This window comes from Pseudomonas sp. FP215 (assembly GCF_030687795.1).
Lineage (GTDB): Bacteria > Pseudomonadota > Gammaproteobacteria > Pseudomonadales > Pseudomonadaceae > Aquipseudomonas > Aquipseudomonas salmasensis.
In genome coordinates this window covers 5689332-5706587 of sequence record NZ_CP117447.1, presented here as the reverse complement: position 1 = coordinate 5706587, position 17256 = coordinate 5689332, and the positions used below count along the sequence as shown (strand labels likewise).

Here is a 17256-nt window from a genome sequence, read left to right as displayed (position 1 = left end):
GGCCTACCTGTTGGTGCAAAACTCAGAGCGAAATCCCCATTTAAGGGCAAAAAAAGGCAGTTATTTATACTTATTGCACCATTTAATTTCACAAAGGCGACATTTTGCCCTGTCGCGGTGCGAAACGAATTGATAAAGTCCGGCTCAATCTCTGTTTAACAACAATCAATTTGCCGAGACTTTTCATGACCGAATCCGTCGATTCCTTCCTTGCCCGCCTCAAGAAACGCGACCCGGACCAACCGGAATTCCACCAGGCTGTAGAAGAAGTTTTACGCAGCCTGTGGCCCTTTCTTGAAGCCAATCCGCACTATCTGACCTCGGGCATCCTGGAGCGCATCTGCGAGCCGGAGCGCGCGATCACGTTCCGGGTGTCGTGGGTGGATGATCACGGCAAGGTCCAGGTCAATCGCGGTTTCCGTATCCAGATGAACAGCGCCATTGGGCCCTACAAAGGCGGCTTGCGCTTTCACCCTTCGGTCAACCTGGGCGTGCTGAAATTCCTCGCCTTCGAACAGACCTTCAAAAACTCCCTGACCTCGCTGCCCATGGGCGGCGGCAAAGGCGGCTCGGATTTCGACCCCAAGGGCAAGAGCGACGCCGAAGTGATGCGTTTCTGCCAGGCGTTCATGAGCGAGCTGTACCGCCACATCGGTGCGGACGTGGACGTACCGGCCGGCGACATCGGTGTGGGCGCGCGGGAAATCGGCTTTCTGTTCGGCCAGTACAAACGCTTGAGCAATCAATTCACCTCGGTGCTGACCGGCAAGGGCATGACTTACGGCGGCAGCTTGATCCGCCCGGAAGCCACCGGTTTTGGCTGTGTGTATTTCGCCGAGGAAATGCTCAAGCGCCAAGGCCAGCGTGTTGAAGGCAAGCGGGTGGCGGTGTCCGGCTCCGGCAACGTGGCGCAGTACGCGGCGCGCAAGGTCATGGACCTGGGCGGCAAGGTCATTTCCCTGTCGGACTCCGAAGGCACCCTGTACGCCGAAAGCGGTTTGACCGAAGAACAATGGTCCGCCCTGTTGGAGCTGAAAAACGTACAGCGCGGGCGAATCAGTGAACTGGCCACACGTTTCGGCCTGGAATTCCGCAAAGGCCAAGCGCCGTGGGAACTGGCCTGCGATATCGCGCTGCCGTGCGCCACCCAGAACGAACTCGACGCCGACGCTGCGCGCACCTTGCTGCGCAACGGCTGCCTCTGCGTGGCCGAAGGCGCCAACATGCCGACCACCTTGGAGGCTGTGGATATCTTTATCGACGCGGGCATCCTGTTTGCGCCGGGCAAAGCGTCCAACGCCGGTGGTGTGGCGGTGAGCGGCCTGGAAATGTCGCAGAACGCCATGCGCCTGCTGTGGACCGCAGGCGAAGTGGACAGCAAGCTGCACAACATCATGCAGTCGATCCACCATGCCTGCGTGCATTACGGTGAAGAAAACGGCCGCATCAACTACGTCAAGGGCGCCAACATCGCAGGCTTCGTGAAAGTGGCTGACGCGATGCTGGCCCAAGGCATCGTTTAAATCTCGGGTTCGACGCGTAACACTTCGATCAACTGATCGCCGACGGGGCGCTGCCACAGCACCTCGTCGCCCACTTGGGCGCCCAACAAGGCACGGCCCAGGGGTGAGCCCCAATTGATCAAACCTGCGTTGGCATCGGCTTGGTCTTCCCCGACTAACTGGATGCGCTGCTGTTCGTCCTGCTCGTTGGCGAACGTGACCCAACTGCCGATCTGTACCTTGTCGGTGGACGTGGCCGGCACGACTACCTGGGCGCTTTGCACCCGCTGGTTGAAGTAGCGTAAATCCCGCTCAAGGTCGGCCTGGCGCTGTTTATCAGCTTGCTCGCCCTTGGCGGCTTCGTCGCTGTGCTCCGCGTGTAACTGCGCCACCTTGGCCTGCAACTGCGCCAACCCTTGCGCCGTCAGGCGGTTGGGCTGCTCGCTGACCTGGCGTTCCACCGGCTGATCGGCCTGTGCCGCCGCGTTGTCTTCATTTACAAAAGCTCGGCTCATGGCGTTCTCCTTCCTATGGAAGTTGGGCCACGTTCGCGGGCTGATCGTTCCCACGCTGCGCGTGGGAATGCATCCTGTGACGCTCCGCGTCACGATCAGCGCAAGCGATAGGCTTTGGCGGCGTCGCGATCTTTTTCCTGCTGCCAATCGTGTTCGCGGTCGTCCCTGCGGTTTTCCTCGTAATCGCGCAGTTCCTGGCTCTCGCGCATGGCCTTGCACTGACGAAACCCATCTTCCCAACCTTCGGCGTATGGCCGGTCTTTCAGATAGCGCGGCACATTCTTGCGAAACTCCCCGGTAATCACCCCAGCGGCCTGGCGACCGCTGCTGCAACCGTCGTCAAAACCGTCGGCGAAGGCCGGTGGATAACCTTTGGCCAGTAATTCCTGATGGGTTGACTGGCAACCCGACAACCCCACCACCGCGCACAGCATGACCGCATACCGCCACATGGCGTACTCCCTGGCCGTTTTACGGCTGATAAGGAGAGTCTAGAAGGGGATTTGTCAGCTGTATGTGAAAGGGGTGTCAGAGGGATGTGCCGGACTTTTGGTCAAGTGCAAACCAACTGTAGGAGCGAGCTTGCTCGCGAAAAACTCACAAACGCCGCGTTTATCCAGGAAGCACACGTTATCGTTGACGTTTTTCGCGAGCAAGCTCGCTCCTACAGAGAGCGAGCGCCGCCTAGCTTTTGATTTTTACCAGGCTGCGTCAGTAGTGGTACCACTTCACTTCAAGCATCACTTCATTTACCGGCGTGGACAGGTGGCTGTACTCACGCTGGGCACTCAGGCGCAGGCCCAGGTTGCGTGACAGTTCCCATTGCTGGTTGAGGCTGATGCTGCGCCGCACTTCGCCGTTGGTGAAGAAGTCGCCCTTGGCTTCCAGGCTCAGGTTGCCCAACGGGTTTTTCCACAGCACGCCGGTGTTGAACCCGGCCGCAGGGGAGATGGCTTCGCTGAAGTCGTTGTTGTGCTCCACGCGCACGGTGCCGAGGGCGAAGCCGAGCATGTCGTCGGAGAGTTGCCAGGTGCCACCGGCGCCGCCGTTGACGTGGGCGACCAGGGTTTCGTCGTCGTGTTTGCCCGGCACGCGTTCCAGGCCGCCGGTGACTTGCCACGACCAGGGTTGCAGCAGCGCATTGCGCGGCGTCAGCGAGCGGATGGTGGCCAGGTCCAGTTGCTGGAGCTGCCAGTGATTGCCCTCGTATTGGCGCAATTTCATTTGCAAAATTTCGATCTGCGCGCCCAGGGGGAAGCCTTCGGCGTTGTCGTTGAGGTCGTGATACGCCATGCGCAGGCCGTATTCGCCGAAGGCTTTGTCGCCGCGGGTGCCGATGCCGGCTTGCCAGGTGCGCGACTCATGGCCGTTTTCCGGCAGGCCAGGCGGGGTGATCTTCAGGTCTGGCGCCGGGTTCTGGTTGATTGCGCGCAGCAGTTCGAAGCTGCGTTGGGAGCGTGTCGCATCGCGTTCCAAACCGTTGGCGCGGTAGCGGCCCAGGCGGTAAGCGGCGTCCACGATCAGTGCCTGGCGCTCGCGGGGCAGGGCTTTGAATGCAGGTTCCTGCAATTGCTTTTGGTCATCGCTGATTTTCAGCACCCACTGTTGCTCATCGCTATCGAGTGGCTTGGCGCGTTCCAGCAGTTCACGTTCACGGGATGGGCGATAGTCGATCTTCTCTACCAGCCCTGCGTCTTTTACCGCTTTGACCGTGTCGGTAGGGATCGCGGTGAGCGGGAACTGTTCGGTCAGGCGCAGGCCGGGGCGGGCGACTTGCAGCAGTTCGAGCAGGCGGTAGGAGCAGTTTTCGTCGAAGAAGAAGTAGTCGAATTGGATCTGCTTGAGCTCCCACACGTGCTCGACCATGCGCTTGGTCTCGACCTCGGTGAGGTTCAGGCGGTACTCCCACAAATCGCGGTTTTCGAGGCTACGGTATTCCGAGAGTTTTTCCTGGTAAGGCACCAGGGCGAACAGGCCGGGGTAACCGCCCATCAGGCCCTTCCAGGCATAGAGGATGCTGTTGTCGGAGCCTTCGATATAGGCACCGAAGTTGATCGCATAGCTGAGCAGCGCGGTGTTGTTGCTTTGCACGTCGGCCTGGTCGATGCGCAGCAGGGTGTGGCCGAACATCGACGACGGGCTGTTGAGGTAGGCCGCCGGGAAGATCATCACCGCACTATGGGGCGCGACGTCCTTGAACCACTGGGTGAACTCTTTGCATTCCAGGGCGGGCAGGTCGTTGAGTTGCAACTGCGCCTTGAGCCAGCGGGTACGTGCGGGGTAAACACATTGGGCGTGCTTTTCACCCAGGCTGGCCGGTGCGTACAGCGCATCAACGGTGGCCTTGAGTTCCGCATCCGGATGGTGTGCGCCATCGGGAGCGAGGAAGAATTTCTTGTCGCTGACATAGCTGCGCCAGCCACTGACTTTGCCGGCTTCGTAGTGCCCCAGCGACAGCCAGAACGGATCATTGGCCAGTTGCTGCAAACGTTGATCATCAAGGTGCGGGGCCGCGTACAGCGGGGCGCAGGCGAAGAGTGCCAACCAGGCAAAGCGTTTGAGCATAGGGGCAACTTAAGTCAAAAAAGTGAGACCCAAAGGGGAGGCGGGTCCAAAAATAGTACCCGCGCCTCGAAAGGCGCGGGCAGGTCGAGCTTAAGCCTGGGTTGCGTATTTCGCCAGACGGGCATCGCTTTTCAGTACAGCAATGGTGTTGTTGTGCACGTCGTCAGCGGTCACGTCAGCCTTGCTGAAGATCTGCTGGAAGTGTTCATGGGTCACAGCCGCGAAGTGCTCGCGATCTTCAGGGGCAACACCCAGTACCACCGCGTAGGTGGTCAGCGCTTCGCCGTTGCCTTTGGCCATGTCTTCGGACAGCTCGTTCATCATGCCATTCATGGCAATCCAGGACTTGCCGCCGTAGGACAGGGCGCTGTTGGTGCTGCAACCGTTGGTGCCCGAGGTCATGCCGAAGGTGGCGTTACCCGAAGTACCGTTGGTGGTGGAGGCGAGGAAGTGGGCCGGAGTACCGCGCTGGCCTTCAAACAACATGTTGCCCCAACCGCAGTTCGGGCCACCTGGTGCTTCTGCCATTGCATTGAGGGAGACGACGGTGAAGAGAGTACCAAGAAGGATCCGTTTCATAGCTTTGTTCTCTTTGTGTGCAAACCAATGGACAAGGGTTCAGGTGCTCAACGCACCCTAGGGGCCAGTTATTAGTCCAACCCGCGCAGTTTGGAGTTTAGGCACGTTCCCAGGGTTCCGTGTTTTTTTATAAACATTCAGTGGCGGGCGATTTTTTTGTAGGACGCGTGCCGTGTCTATGCTTTCCCGAAAGCGCGCCTTGCCAGAGCGCTCAACCGGGAGCCAGAATGCCCCATCTGCCCCGCCTGATGTAAGGAAGCCCGATGCCTGATCCTGTTGCTGCCAGCTTGCGTCTAGCGCCCGAAGCGCTGACTCGCCCTTTCTCCGCTGAACAGTTCAGCTTCTCGACCACCAATGATTTGGAGCCCTTTCGCGGTGTGCTTGGCCAGGAACGTGCGGTTGAAGCCTTGCAGTTCGGCGTGGCCATGCCACGCCCCGGTTACAACGTGTTTGTCATGGGCGAGCCGGGCACCGGCCGCTTTTCGTTCGTCAAACGCTACCTGAAAGCCGAAGGCAAGCGCCTGCAAACCCCGGCGGACTGGGTTTATGTGAATAATTTCGACGAGCCCCGCGAGCCCCGCGCCCTGGAATTGCCGGGTGGCGCCGCTGCGGCGTTTATCGCCGATATCAACGCCCTGGTCGATAACCTGGTCGCCACCTTCCCGGCAGTGTTCGAACACCCGACGTATCAACAGCGTAAAAGCGCCATCGACCGGGCGTTCAACCAGCGCTACGACAAAGCGCTGGACGTGATCGAGCGCCTGGCCCTGGAAAAAGACGTGGCGCTGTACCGCGACAGCTCCAACATCGCCTTCACGCCGATGCTCGACGGCAAGGCGCTGGACGAAGCCGAGTTTTCGCAACTGCCGGAAGCCGATCGCGAGCGCTTCCACACCGATATCTCCGAGCTGGAAGAACGCCTCAACGAAGAGCTGGCCAGCCTGCCGCAGTGGAAGCGCGAGTCCAACAACCAACTGCGCCAGTTCAACGAAGAAACCATCACCCTGGCCCTACAGCCTTTGCTGGCGCCGTTGTCGGAAAAATACGCAGAAAATGCCGGCGTGTGTGGCTACCTGCAAGCCATGCAGGTGTACCTGCTCAAAACCGTGGTCGAGCAATTGGTGGACGACGCCAAGACCGACGCCCAGGCGCGCAAGCTGCTCGAAGAGCAATACTGCCCGAGCCTGGTGGTAGGCCACTCGGTCAACGGTGGCGCGCCGGTGGTGTTTGAACCGCACCCGACCTACGACAACCTGTTCGGCCGTATCGAATACAGCACCGACCAGGGCGCGCTCTACACCACCTATCGCCAGTTGCGTCCAGGTGCGTTGCACCGCGCCAACGGCGGTTTCCTGATCCTGGAAGCCGAAAAAATGCTCAGCGAGCCGTTTGTGTGGGATGCGCTCAAGCGCTCCCTGCAATCGCGCAAGCTGAAGATGGAATCGCCCCTGGGCGAACTCGGCCGCCTGGCCACCGTGACCCTCAACCCGCAGATGATTCCCTTGCAGGTCAAGGTGATCATCATCGGTTCGCGCCAGTTGTATTACGCCTTGCAGGACGCAGACCCGGACTTCCAGGAGATGTTCCGCGTACTGGTGGACTTCGACGAAGACATCCCGATGGTCGACGAGAGCCTGGAGCAGTTCGCCCAGTTGCTCAAAACCCGTACCTCGGAAGAAGGCATGGCGCCGCTCACCTCGGACGCGGTGGCGCGCTTGGCGACTTACAGCGCACGTCTGGCCGAACATCAGGGCCGTTTGTCGGCGCGTATTGGTGATTTGTTCCAGCTGGTGAGCGAGGCGGACTTTATTCGCCACCTGGCGGGCGACGAGATGACCGATGCCGGGCACATCGAGCGCGCCCTCAAGGCCAAGGCCACGCGCACCGGCCGCGTATCGGCGCGGATTCTCGACGACATGCTCGCCGGCGTCATCCTCATCGACACCGCCGGTGCGGCTGTGGGCAAGTGCAACGGGTTGACGGTGCTGGAGGTGGGCGACTCGGCATTCGGCGTACCGGCGCGGATTTCCGCCACGGTGTACCCGGGCGGCAGCGGCATTGTCGACATCGAGCGCGAAGTTAACCTCGGCCAGCCGATTCACTCCAAGGGCGTGATGATCCTCACCGGTTACCTGGGCAGCCGCTATGCCCAGGAATTCCCGTTGGCGATTTCCGCGAGTATCGCCCTGGAGCAGTCCTACGGGTATGTGGACGGCGACAGCGCTTCTCTGGGCGAGGCATGCACCTTGATCTCGGCCTTGTCGAAGACGCCGCTCAAGCAATGCTTTGCGATCACCGGCTCGATCAACCAGTTTGGTGAAGTGCAGGCGGTGGGCGGGGTCAACGAGAAGATCGAAGGCTTCTTCCGCCTCTGCGAAGCTCGCGGGTTGACCGGTGAGCAAGGGGCGATCATCCCTCAAGCCAACGTGGCCACGCTGATGCTCGACGAGAAGGTGTTGCAGGCCGTGCGTGCCGGGCAATTCCATATCTATGCGGTGCGCCAGGCGGATGAGGCGTTGAGCCTGCTGGTGGGCGAGGATGCCGGTGAGCCGGACGCCGAGGGGCAGTTCCCGGAAGGCACCGTGAATGCGCGGGTGGTGGAGCGCTTGCGGGCGATTGCCGAAATGATCAGCGAGGAGGATTTGAAGGAGGCGGAAAAAGAGCTGGCGCAGCAGGCGTTGGCAGAAGCCAAGCCGACCTGATTGCTGTTGGGAGCTGGCTTGCCTTAAGGCAAGTCAGTTAAGCGGTCATCGCCTTTTGTAGGAGCGAGCTTGCTCGCGAAAAACGTCAACGATAACGCGTGCTTGCTGAATGAACGCGGCGCCTGTGAGTTTTTCGCGAGCAAGCTCGCTCCTACAAAAAAGCCTTGACTGACTGGCACTAAGGCAAGCCAGCTCCCACAGTGATCTATGGTGTATTTGGGACGTTTAGCGTGCCACAAAATTGACTCTCGCCTGGGACCAACGCCCGTTGGTCTCTACAACCTTGGTTTGTCGCGTTTTTATTCTATTCTCAGAGTCAGGGATATCCACAGGAGTCGCAGGATAGAAACAGCCTCGCCGTGCGCTGGGGCTGAACACCGATCTACCGAGGGTCGCCGCCATGTCGCGCAACCTTTGCCTTACCCGCCAGTGCCTGGGCCTGGTCACCCGTATCGAATGCTCCATTCGCCCTCTTGCCGGGGATAACGGGATGTGGACGCTGCTATTTGCCGCCGGCATGTCGGGCGAACAGCCATCCACCGTCAAATCCCAGGGCCCGTTCCATGGGCCTTTCGTGGCAGAACGCATGCTGGGCACCATCGTCGATAGCCTGACCTTGCACGGCTACGAGCAAATGGACGAGCCGCAGATCTGGTGCCTGCACCTGCAGGCCCATCTGCGCCAACTCAATGGCGGCCAGGAGCGGCTGGCCCTCTGACGATCGTTCCCACGCTCCGCGTGGTAACGCCGCCCCGGACGCTCCGCGTCCACCCAGGGTTATTTGCTCTCAGGCCTGTCCAATTTCACCTCAAAACCGTACTGCACGGTGCTGAGGTCGGTGCGCTGGTAACTTTCCAGCGTGGTCGGCTGGCCGTAGAAATAATGCACGTCAAACATCGCCGTGCCGTATTCCTCGGCGCGGTGGCTGACACCGAGGATCTCCTTGAGGTAATTGCCGCTGGCATCCTTGGCGTAGAAGCGCCAGCTGTCGGCGGGGAAGTCCTTTTGGTCGACGATCAGCGCGTTGTCCTTGAGCGACAAACCCTTGGGCAGCTTGGCGGCGTCAATCGTGGCTTTCTCGATGGTGGCCAAAAACAACGGTACCGAGCCCACCACATACGCCGGGGTTTCCGGGAACAGGTTGAGGTCGTACGTCAGCGTGCCGCTGGCGGCATTCAGCTCAAACGCTTCGGTCGGCAGCTCAATGGGTTCGCCACGTTCGCCCTTGTCGTCGGCGGTGAAAAAGGTGATAGGCGCGTCACTGTTGTTGCGCTCGGCACCGACCAGGTCGTCATTGAAGGTGAACGGGTGGTCGAACACGATCTTTGCGGCACTGGCGTCTTCGGTCGATTGACTGATGGTGACGCTGTTTTTCAGTTGCTCCTCGGTCATCGAGGCATCTTTGAGCCAACTGGCGGCGCTGTCGTCATACACCGTGACCGGCATTGGTAGGGCCTGCACGGTCTTTTGCAGGCTGTTCCTGTCAAAGCGCATCACCGGCAGGTCCAGGTCTTTACGGGTGAGGGTGGCCTTGGAGAAATCCAGCACATTGACCTGCAGGTTATCGATCAGCCCGTTGAAGTACACCTTGGCGTAATGGCTGGTCTGCTGGCGCTCGAAGGCTTTTTGCGCGTCGGTGAGCTGTTTATCGAAGGCATCGGACCACGCGGTCTGTTTTTGCATCTCGGCCAGTTGTTTCTCATAGAACGCCACCTGCGCGGCACTCTCGTTGATCGAACCTGAGCGGGTCAGAAACTGCCCGGTGCTGTCCCGTGCCTGCACCAGCAGCGGGTTGGGTGACGCATCGCCCACTTCGGCGGCCAGGGGCTGGCTGTTGGTCAGTTCGATCTCGGCGTAGTTCTTTTCCAGCGTCAGCAGGTTGAGGGTGATGTTGCCGTCGGTGCGTTTATGGCCCACGTCTTGTTTGGTCAGGTCGAATGTCAGCACCTTGCCCGGGGTGATCACCTCCACCGCGCCCTTGAGGCTGATGGGTTGTGGCTGGCTCTTGTTTTCCGTCTCGATGCCTTCGATAAACGGGTAGGTCACCGTCAGGTCGTCGGGGTTGGTCAGGTTGGAGCTGCTGGGGCTCAGTTGGATGCCGGGGTCGGTTTCTGACCATTCCGGTTGGAAGGGAATGATTTTATTGTTGCTCAGGGTGACCGACTGCCATTCCAGGCCATGGGGGAAGGGGAACTGGTCCGGGGCGTTGAAGTTGAACGGGAAGACCGGCTGCAAATCCGTCAGGTAGTCGGAATGCGAGGCTTTGCGCAGTACGAAAAGGCCGTTGATGTAGGTGTCCACCAGCGCTTGGGGCGTAGGGTAATGCTTGAGCAGGGCCAGGCTGTCTTCGCCGTATTCGGCTTCGATGGGCTTGCTGGCGAGCTTGACGCGCGCACGTTCCAGCAACAGCAGCGAGCCGCCCAGGTCGGCGATGGCATCGCGCAGCTTGGGGTCCTGGATGCTGTCCAGGGACTGTTCGAACTTTGTGGTTTTCTCTTCGAGGGTCGCCTGCTTCTGCTCTTCTTTGGGGGAGCAGCCGCTGGCCATCAGCAACGCCGCACACAGGCCGAGAGCGGCCAAAGGGGATCGCACATCCATCATCTGAGTCTTCCTGTCCGACATCATCGAGCCGAGTGAATGGTCTCGACACTAGCAGAAAAATTCTCTTACAGATGCCACTTGGGTCAGTTTTCTCGCGGTGACAGGGGCTAGGTGGCGGCTGGTATACTCGGCGCCATTTTTAGCCAAGCTGTGTGAGATTCAATGGAACGCTTTATCGAAAATACGATGTACGCCTCGCGTTGGCTGCTGGCACCGATCTACCTGGGCCTGTCCCTGGGCTTGTTGATCCTGGCGCTGAAATTCTTCCAGGAAATCATTCACGTGATTCCCAACATCTTCACCATGTTGGAAGCCGAAGTGATCCTGCTGCTGCTGTCGTTGATCGACATGGCCCTGGTCGGCGGCTTGCTGGTGATGGTGATGATTTCCGGCTACGAGAACTTCGTCTCGCAGCTGGATATCGACGAGAACAAGGAAAAGCTCAACTGGCTGGGCACCATGGACTCTTCGTCGCTGAAGATGAAAGTGGCGGCGTCCATCGTGGCGATTTCCTCCATCCACCTGCTGCGCATCTTCATGGACGCCAAGAACGTCGATCCAGAGCACCTGATGTGGTACGTGATCATCCACATGACGTTCGTGGTCTCGGCGTTTGCGATGGGCTACCTGGACAAGCTCACCAAGCATTAAGGCCACGCGCTGGCCTTACTGCTCCACGAAGTAGTAAGGCTGGCGGTTGACTGCCATTTGCTTGATCACCGTAACCGGCGCTTTCAGCCGGTCGGTGTGGTCTGTCAACGCAACGTTGCCGGGCTTGGCGCTGAGGAAGGTACGCAGTTCGGCTTCGGTGTTCAGGATCGGCAAGTAGGCCTGCAGGTAGAACACGCTGGCGCCGTCGATGCGCTCGTTGGGTTGATACATCGCCACCGTCCTGCCTTCGTCTTGCAGGGCCTGGATCTGACTCATCACCGGTACGAATGAATGGCGCACATCGGCTTTGGGTGCAAACCAGAACGCTGCGCTCAGGTAGCAGGCGATGGCCAGGGTGAACACCCCGGTGACGATGCTTCGGTGGTGGCGGTACAGCGCCGGCTTGTGTGCCTTGGCCCACTCCAGCAACACCCGCGCATATTCGGCGGCCAGCACCGCGGCGGCTGGCGTCAGCGCCATCAAGTACACCGTGCGTTTGCTGGAAGCCAGGGTCAGCAGGGTGAACTGCGCCACCAGCCACACACTGAAAAACAACCGGTAGCGGTTGCGCACCAGGCTTTTGCGGAAATGCCACAGGCCCAGGTACACCAGGATGTTCCAGGGCAAGAAGGCTTCAGGCAGTTTGGCGAGGTAATAGTAAAACGGCTCGTAATGCCCAGCTTCTACGAACGAACCACTGAAGCGCCCGACGCTATTGGTCCATAACACCTCACCCACCGCCTGCATCCCACCGCGCTGAAACAGAAACCCCAGCCAGATCAGCAGCGGCACCAACGCCAACAACGTTAACAGCGCCGGCTTGAGCCAATCGCCCAGCCGCAGGCGCTTATCCATCAGGCTGGTGCAAAGCAGGTACACAAAAATCACAATGCCCGGCATCGCCAGGCCCAACACCCCCTTGCTCAACGTGGCGATGACCATCCCGGCGGTAAACAACGCCCAGGCCCAGGTGCTCGAACCTTCGCGCTCGGGCCGTACCGCCTGGTAAAACCCCAGCAGGGCGGCGGTGACACCGAGGCTGAGCAATGAATCCTCACCCACACCCCGCACATTGCCCCAGTAACTGGCCATGGTCGCCAGGATCAGCGCAGCACTGAACGCCAGCGTCTGCGGCCGCCCGAACCGACGCAGCATCCCGTACAACAGCATCACACTGAACAGCCCGGCAAACGCCGACGCCAAGCGCACCGCCCCGGTGCTGGCGCCAAACAGGCGAATCGCCCCGGCGTCCAGCCACAGGCTCAGGGGCGGTTTTTCCAGGAAGGGTTCACGAAACAGATGCGGCACCACCCAGTCATTGTCCAGGTGCATCGCCATGGCGATCCCGGACACCCGGGCTTCGGTAGAGCCTTGCAGCTCATGGTTGCCGAGGGCGAAGAAGAACAACAGAGCAGCAAGCAAGAGCAGCAGGGGAGCGGGGCGCGTCATGGAGTCTGGCTACCGAGGCATGAGACCGATCGGGCGACCGGTCATGGGTAGTCAGGGAGTATACGAGCGCGATTCTTAACCTTTGGTGAACGGCCGTGGGGTTTTTCTCCGGCGGATCAAGGTAGCTTCAAACTGGGCACTGCCGCTTTGCCTTGTGCGGTCAGCACCGGCTCCAACTGCTCCCAGGTGAAGGCCAAGTCGTTGTCGCAACCGTCACCATTGGCCGGCGTCGAGAGTTGCAGGCCCTGGGTGTTGAAGCTGAGGTGAAAGATGGAGTAATCGGTGATCGCGGGGCAGCCCTCGTCGGTGGTGGTTTGCTTAGCCAGCCAAGTGCTGAAGGCGGCCGGCAGCTTCAAGTGGCCGGAATAGGCGTCATGCCATTGCTGATGGCCGCCGAGCCAGGTCCATGGGTCCACACTCTCACCGGTTTGCAGGTTCCAGGAGTGCAGGCCCCAACTGATGCCCATGGCGCCTTGGCCTGCGGCCCAGCGGTAGAACCGCACGGTGAGAAATTGCGATGACCAATAGGCGGGCTCAACCTCGATTTCACTGGTATAGACCGAGCCGTTTCGACCCAGGTATTCACGCCGTTCATAAAAATAGTCGGTTAGATCTTCGTCATTGACGGCCAGGGCTGCGAGCTGCTGGTTGATCTTCTGCACCGCCGGGCCGTCACCCTCCAGCTTGAGCGTGACGCGGGGGCCTTGGGTCTTGAGCTGGTAGGTGTGGTTGTGGAAAGTTTTCTTCTCAGTCTTGATCGGCAGCGGCGCGGCTTCCATGGGCGCGTTGTAGGCATCGCTGCCGCAGCCGTCCGTACCAATGCGGCGCAGGGCCAGTGGCAGCGGCGTACCGCCATCGGTTTTGCTCCAGGCACCAAAAAGGGTATCGGCCTGAGGTTTTTGCAGGGCCCAGAAACCTGTGTTGCCTTCCTCCACCCACGGGGCGTTGTCGTTGGCCTGGGTCAGTTGAATCGGGGTACGGATGCGCTGGTAGTAATAACTGCCATGCTCCCCGTCGGCGCCGTTGAAACACACGGTGATAGCGGACTTGCCCAAAGTACCTTGCCAAACCCCGGCCAGATCGGCAGCGGTGGCGAATGAAGGGATGAAGGCGAGGGCGATGACGGCGAAGGGCTTGAACACGGGTATCTGACTTCCGGTTGTCTGATAAAGGCCGTCAGCGTAATGGGAAGTGTGAGGGGATGCCAGAGGGCGAGATGTGCTGAGGCGTCTCGCCCTTTTTATAGGGTGGCGACCTTGCGCGGGTTAGCAGACCAGGAATCAAGGAACCCGGCGCACCCGAAAGTGCCCCACGCACAGCCGCCATGATACGAATCAGCGGATACTGAAAGCATCGCTCGAACGGATGGTGGCTTTGCAGGCCTTGATATTAACCGAGCTGCTAAACCCGGTCGCTGATTTTGCAGCGACAGGGGGAGGCTAGGCTTGTTGGGCTGAGTGCGCTAGTTCACCGACAGCTCGGCATCTTCCGGGAAAATTCCGAAGTTCGGCCCTGTTGACCTCCCCCGTCGTCAGGCTCTGTTAAAAGCTCCAGTCCTCAGCCTGAACCAACTGGCAGAACGGCCTGCACCGCCCCGGTGTTGGTGCCTTTAGTGAACGGATGGGGAAATATTGAGCGCAGGTGTTGCGTTCGTCACCACAATCCCCAAAGGCCCGCTGCGCTTTTCCACCGTCGCCCAGCCCTGATCACCGCTACCGCCCACATGACAGATCTTGATCTGCTTGTTCACTTCCGTATCGAACACCAGGATGCCCGAGCAACTACGGCTGCCGCCTGTTGTGTATTCGTACTGGGTTGTGTAGGTGCCGAGCGTCGCACTTGTAAGAAGGATGACCACTGCTAGCAGGGAGATCATGGCCATGGCACTTGCGATGAACGTACCGAGAAAAAACCTCAATCGGTCCAGGGGCTTTTTACGCAGCCATTCGGTTTTCCTGACGCGCCACACATAGAGCATCAGCACAATTGCCAGCACCGGCGACGCGATCAGGCAGATCTTCTCGGCCAACGGCTTGAAGTGCACAGACGGCCAGATAACGAATACCCAGGCCAGCACCAGCGCCATGGACACCAGCATGCCAATGGCGACCGGTATTACGAAGGCATAGGCGTTTTTGTTCAATGGGAGTTCGTCCTTGTCATCAATGCTTTGAGGGCCGCGGCGGGGGATATGATGGCAGTGATGCGCTTGGATGTCTGAGACGTATGACAGAAAAAGGCCGAGCCGCTGAACGCGCCTCGGCCTTTTGGTTACTGGAAGGTTTGCCTGTCTTGGGTGAGCACCAGCACCCGCTCAACCAACAGCTCACCCAGCACGGTGAGTTGCTGAGCGGCTAACAGCTTGTGACGGTTGGCGCCTTCCAGTTCGAAGGCCAGCTCGGTGGTCATGGCGTTGAGAGAGGCGAGAGTTTCGCTGGCTTGGATCAGGAGGGTTTCGCAGGGAATGTCTGGAGAGAGTGTGAAGAGGTTGGCGGTGGGAGGATTGGGGGTGATTTTTTTCACGATGAAGCTCCTACACTGTTCAAGGAGCTGCCTCCCCCTGCTGTCAAACAGAATAGGTGGCAGCTGTACGCGGGTTGACAGACCGGAAGTGTAGGAACCCGGCGCACCCGAAGATGCCCCACGCACAGCCGCCATGAACAGGGCGGAATGCGTAAGCATGCCGTCTTATCACGGGGTGTGAAAGGTTACACTTTTCGGCCTGTCAAAGCCGGTCGCTGATCATCAGCGACGCAGAGAAGTTAGCGTTGTGAAGTGGATTGCGCTAGTTCACCAACAGCGCGGCATGTTGCGGGAAAATTCCGAAGCGCTGCCCTGGCGACTTTCTTCCTTCCGGAGTTCAGGTCTCCAGCGCCAGCATTCTTTCCAGCCGAAAACCTCTGCTAAAAGCTCCAGTCCTCAGCCCGAACCAACTGGCAGAACGGCCCATTGAGCGTGGCATTGTGATGAGCCACGATGGCCTCGGCTTTCATCAAGGGCGTGTCAGAACAGGTATGGCCGTCGGCGATAAGTACCGCATCGAAGCCAAGGTCACGCGCAGCACGGCAGGTGCTGTCGACGCAGTATTGCGTTTTCATCCCAGTGACCACCACACCGGTCGCGCCGCTGGAGCGCAGATTGTCAGCCAGATCAGTCATTGCAAAAGCGTTAGGTCGGCGCTTTTCGAACACCACTTCCCCACCCAGCAACTTCAGTTCCTGTGCAATCAGCGTAAGCGGGCTGCCCGATTCGATTGGCGAGCCAGCGGGGCCGATATGACGCGCGAGAAAAATCGGTGCGCCTGCGCTGCGGGCCTTGTCCATCAGGGTGTTGAGCGTTTCCAACAGCTCGTCGCAGCGCCAGGGCTTTTCCGGGCCGTGAACAAGCCCGACTTGGATATCGAGTATCAACAGGGCGTACATGGGTGCATCTCCTTGCGTTTGAACCAGCGACACAAGGGCATAAAAAAAGGCCCTGTCCATCGCTGGCGGGCCTTTGAAGTGTTCGTTTGTTATTGGCTCACGACACCTCGCACGCTCCGCTTGATGCGGTCGTGGTGGTGGTTGTCGGGGTGAGGCAATAGGCAGTCATGAGCTGACACTAGCAATATCGCCGACGGCTGGCAAGGCAACCTCCAATGTCGCCTCAGTGCGCAAAACAGTCGTGTGAGTTCAAGTTACCAGCGCCCACCTATTACATGCTTGAGTTCAAACGCTGGCATAAAGGAGGCCACGCTGATGCAATCCCAGGAAAAGGACCTGTCTCTTGTTAACCACCTCTCGCTCAGCAGCGACGAAATCGAAGCATTTCGTCGCCAGGGGTTTATCAAACTCAAAGGCTTCTTATCTGAGCACGCCATTCAATCCTTGAAGCAGGCGGCCCGTTCGAAAGTGATCTCTGCACGGGAGTCGAAGTCTGCCTATGGGGACTCCTTCAGCCGGTTGACCTACGATCTGGGGACAACCGATGCGGTGAAAAACATCTATTCCTCGATCGCGTTCAGGACGGCCTTGGTGACGTTAATCGGGCATCCGCTGATCATGACCGAGTCCCAGAGTTTTGAGCTTACTCCGCATAAAGAGGGGTTTGCCTGGCACTACGATTCCCTGAGTTTCAGGTATATCCGCCCTCAGGACGCAGCCTTCAGCGTTTGGATTCCGTTGGATCCTATTGACAATTCAGGCCAAGGCGGGGGCATGGCTTATTTAGCCGAAGACATCTACTCCGCGAAGGCGAATTTCCAGATGGCAAGCCTGCTTTCCAAACGAATGGCTGCCGGCGTTGCCGTTGAGGATTTTTCCGCGCATTTGAGAGCTGTATTCCAAACGCCCAGCCTGCTCACAGACCTGTTTGAAGCGTATAAAACCCAGGACGACTTTGAACTGGGCGATGTACTGCTGTTTACCAAGTCGATGTGGCACCGCTCTGAACCGCTCTTGCCAGGGCCGCTCGCGACTCGACTGGCGGTGACCATGCGTTTTCTCGATTGGCGTTCACGATTGGACAAAACGATGTTCGAAGGCGAGTCTGAAAGCGGTGGCGGCGTAGGAATGGGGGTCAACTGGGGCAGGCCGACCCAGACCGCCTATGGCTCGCAATTTATCGACATCAATGACGGCGACGAAATTCGCACTTCCACCTATTGTGGGCCTGTCATCTGATGCCCCCGCAAAGGTCGCCTGCTGAGGAGCG

At 59.3% G+C, this 17256-nt stretch carries 15 protein-coding genes; 5 read left to right on the top strand and 10 right to left on the bottom strand.

The genetic code is table 11. The annotated features are described in order from the left end of the window. Window positions 1-185: 185 nt before the first annotated feature. Entirely contained in the window at window positions 186-1523 is a 1338-nt protein-coding gene (gene gdhA / locus PSH76_RS25855; protein WP_034126961.1) for an NADP-specific glutamate dehydrogenase, read from the top strand. Here the strand turns inward: gdhA and PSH76_RS25850 are convergent. The 4 genes from PSH76_RS25850 to PSH76_RS25835 form a co-directional block, all read right to left on the bottom strand. After that, window positions 1520-2017 (bottom strand): GreA/GreB family elongation factor, encoded by a 498-nt coding sequence (locus PSH76_RS25850; protein ID WP_305493119.1) that lies wholly within the window; start codon window positions 2015-2017, stop codon window positions 1520-1522. The two genes, gdhA and PSH76_RS25850, sit on opposite strands and share 4 nt — an antisense overlap. Window positions 2018-2112: 95 nt before the next feature. Then, the gene (locus tag PSH76_RS25845) at window positions 2113-2469 is read right to left on the bottom strand and encodes a hypothetical protein (protein WP_305493118.1); all 357 of its coding nucleotides are present in this window, start codon (window positions 2467-2469) and stop codon (window positions 2113-2115) included. Between the two features lie 259 nt (window positions 2470-2728). Continuing rightward, window positions 2729-4582, bottom strand: coding sequence for a DUF4105 domain-containing protein (locus tag PSH76_RS25840; protein WP_305493117.1), 1854 nt, complete (start codon window positions 4580-4582; stop codon window positions 2729-2731). A 90-nt stretch (window positions 4583-4672) separates the two neighbouring features. Continuing rightward, the gene (locus PSH76_RS25835; RefSeq protein WP_010206666.1) at window positions 4673-5161 is read right to left on the bottom strand and encodes a DUF3015 domain-containing protein; all 489 of its coding nucleotides are present in this window, start codon (window positions 5159-5161) and stop codon (window positions 4673-4675) included. Between the two features lie 263 nt (window positions 5162-5424). On the opposite strand from PSH76_RS25835, the gene PSH76_RS25830 reads away from it, so the two are divergent. Together PSH76_RS25830 and PSH76_RS25825 are read left to right on the top strand one after the other, a co-directional pair. Beyond that, complete coding sequence (locus tag PSH76_RS25830; RefSeq protein ID WP_003194272.1) at window positions 5425-7863, top strand: Lon protease family protein; 2439 nt, start codon at window positions 5425-5427, stop codon at window positions 7861-7863. Window positions 7864-8263: 400 nt separating this feature from the next. Next, window positions 8264-8581, top strand: a complete 318-nt coding sequence (locus PSH76_RS25825; protein WP_003194269.1) for a hypothetical protein — start codon at window positions 8264-8266, stop codon at window positions 8579-8581. Between the two features lie 59 nt (window positions 8582-8640). Here PSH76_RS25825 and PSH76_RS25820 read toward each other — a convergent pair whose 3' ends face one another. Then, complete coding sequence (locus PSH76_RS25820) at window positions 8641-10464, bottom strand: hypothetical protein (RefSeq protein ID WP_305493116.1); 1824 nt, start codon at window positions 10462-10464, stop codon at window positions 8641-8643. A gap of 162 nt (window positions 10465-10626) precedes the next feature. Here PSH76_RS25820 and PSH76_RS25815 point away from each other — a divergent pair, with 162 nt between their 5' ends. After that, the gene (locus PSH76_RS25815) at window positions 10627-11115 is read left to right on the top strand and encodes a TIGR00645 family protein (RefSeq protein WP_098950318.1); all 489 of its coding nucleotides are present in this window, start codon (window positions 10627-10629) and stop codon (window positions 11113-11115) included. A 15-nt stretch (window positions 11116-11130) separates the two neighbouring features. On the opposite strand, the gene PSH76_RS25810 is transcribed toward PSH76_RS25815, so the two are convergent. The 5 genes from PSH76_RS25810 to PSH76_RS25790 all read right to left on the bottom strand — a co-directional run bounded on the left by PSH76_RS25810 (window position 11131) and on the right by PSH76_RS25790 (window position 15986). Beyond that, entirely contained in the window at window positions 11131-12564 is a 1434-nt protein-coding gene (locus PSH76_RS25810) for a glycosyltransferase family 39 protein (protein ID WP_305493115.1), read from the bottom strand. A gap of 116 nt (window positions 12565-12680) precedes the next feature. After that, window positions 12681-13706 carry a hypothetical protein gene (locus tag PSH76_RS25805; protein WP_305493114.1) on the bottom strand — a complete coding sequence of 342 codons (1026 nt, stop codon included), beginning with the start codon at window positions 13704-13706 and terminating at the stop codon, window positions 12681-12683. A 467-nt stretch (window positions 13707-14173) separates the two neighbouring features. Next, a complete protein-coding gene (locus tag PSH76_RS25800; protein WP_305493113.1) occupies window positions 14174-14707 on the bottom strand; it encodes a hypothetical protein in 534 nt (177 codons plus the stop codon). Between the two features lie 128 nt (window positions 14708-14835). Continuing rightward, window positions 14836-15087, bottom strand: a complete 252-nt coding sequence (locus PSH76_RS25795) for a DUF6124 family protein (RefSeq protein WP_305493112.1) — start codon at window positions 15085-15087, stop codon at window positions 14836-14838. A gap of 380 nt (window positions 15088-15467) precedes the next feature. Continuing rightward, window positions 15468-15986, bottom strand: coding sequence for a cysteine hydrolase family protein (locus tag PSH76_RS25790; protein WP_305493111.1), 519 nt, complete (start codon window positions 15984-15986; stop codon window positions 15468-15470). A gap of 315 nt (window positions 15987-16301) precedes the next feature. Between PSH76_RS25790 and PSH76_RS25785 the strand changes: the two genes are divergently transcribed. Further along, window positions 16302-17225 carry a hypothetical protein gene (locus PSH76_RS25785; RefSeq protein ID WP_305493110.1) on the top strand — a complete coding sequence of 308 codons (924 nt, stop codon included), beginning with the start codon at window positions 16302-16304 and terminating at the stop codon, window positions 17223-17225. Window positions 17226-17256: the final 31 nt, after the last annotated feature.

Excerpts from the sequence above, each read along its gene's own strand:
- PSH76_RS25790 (WP_305493111.1), bottom strand. The coding sequence starts at position 15,986 with ATGTACGCCCTGTTGATACTCGATATCCAAGTCGGGCTTGTTCACGGC.
- PSH76_RS25820 (WP_305493116.1), bottom strand. The coding sequence starts at position 10,464 with ATGATGGATGTGCGATCCCCTTTGGCCGCTCTCGGCCTGTGTGCGGCG.
- PSH76_RS25830 (WP_003194272.1), top strand. The coding sequence starts at position 5,425 with ATGCCTGATCCTGTTGCTGCCAGCTTGCGTCTAGCGCCCGAAGCGCTG.
- PSH76_RS25835 (WP_010206666.1), bottom strand. The coding sequence starts at position 5,161 with ATGAAACGGATCCTTCTTGGTACTCTCTTCACCGTCGTCTCCCTCAAT.
- PSH76_RS25850 (WP_305493119.1), bottom strand. The coding sequence starts at position 2,017 with ATGAGCCGAGCTTTTGTAAATGAAGACAACGCGGCGGCACAGGCCGAT.
- PSH76_RS25845 (WP_305493118.1), bottom strand. The coding sequence starts at position 2,469 with ATGTGGCGGTATGCGGTCATGCTGTGCGCGGTGGTGGGGTTGTCGGGT.
- gdhA (WP_034126961.1), top strand. The coding sequence starts at position 186 with ATGACCGAATCCGTCGATTCCTTCCTTGCCCGCCTCAAGAAACGCGAC.
- PSH76_RS25825 (WP_003194269.1), top strand. The coding sequence starts at position 8,264 with ATGTCGCGCAACCTTTGCCTTACCCGCCAGTGCCTGGGCCTGGTCACC.
- PSH76_RS25785 (WP_305493110.1), top strand. The coding sequence starts at position 16,302 with ATGCAATCCCAGGAAAAGGACCTGTCTCTTGTTAACCACCTCTCGCTC.
- PSH76_RS25810 (WP_305493115.1), bottom strand. The coding sequence starts at position 12,564 with ATGACGCGCCCCGCTCCCCTGCTGCTCTTGCTTGCTGCTCTGTTGTTC.
- PSH76_RS25815 (WP_098950318.1), top strand. The coding sequence starts at position 10,627 with ATGGAACGCTTTATCGAAAATACGATGTACGCCTCGCGTTGGCTGCTG.
- PSH76_RS25840 (WP_305493117.1), bottom strand. The coding sequence starts at position 4,582 with ATGCTCAAACGCTTTGCCTGGTTGGCACTCTTCGCCTGCGCCCCGCTG.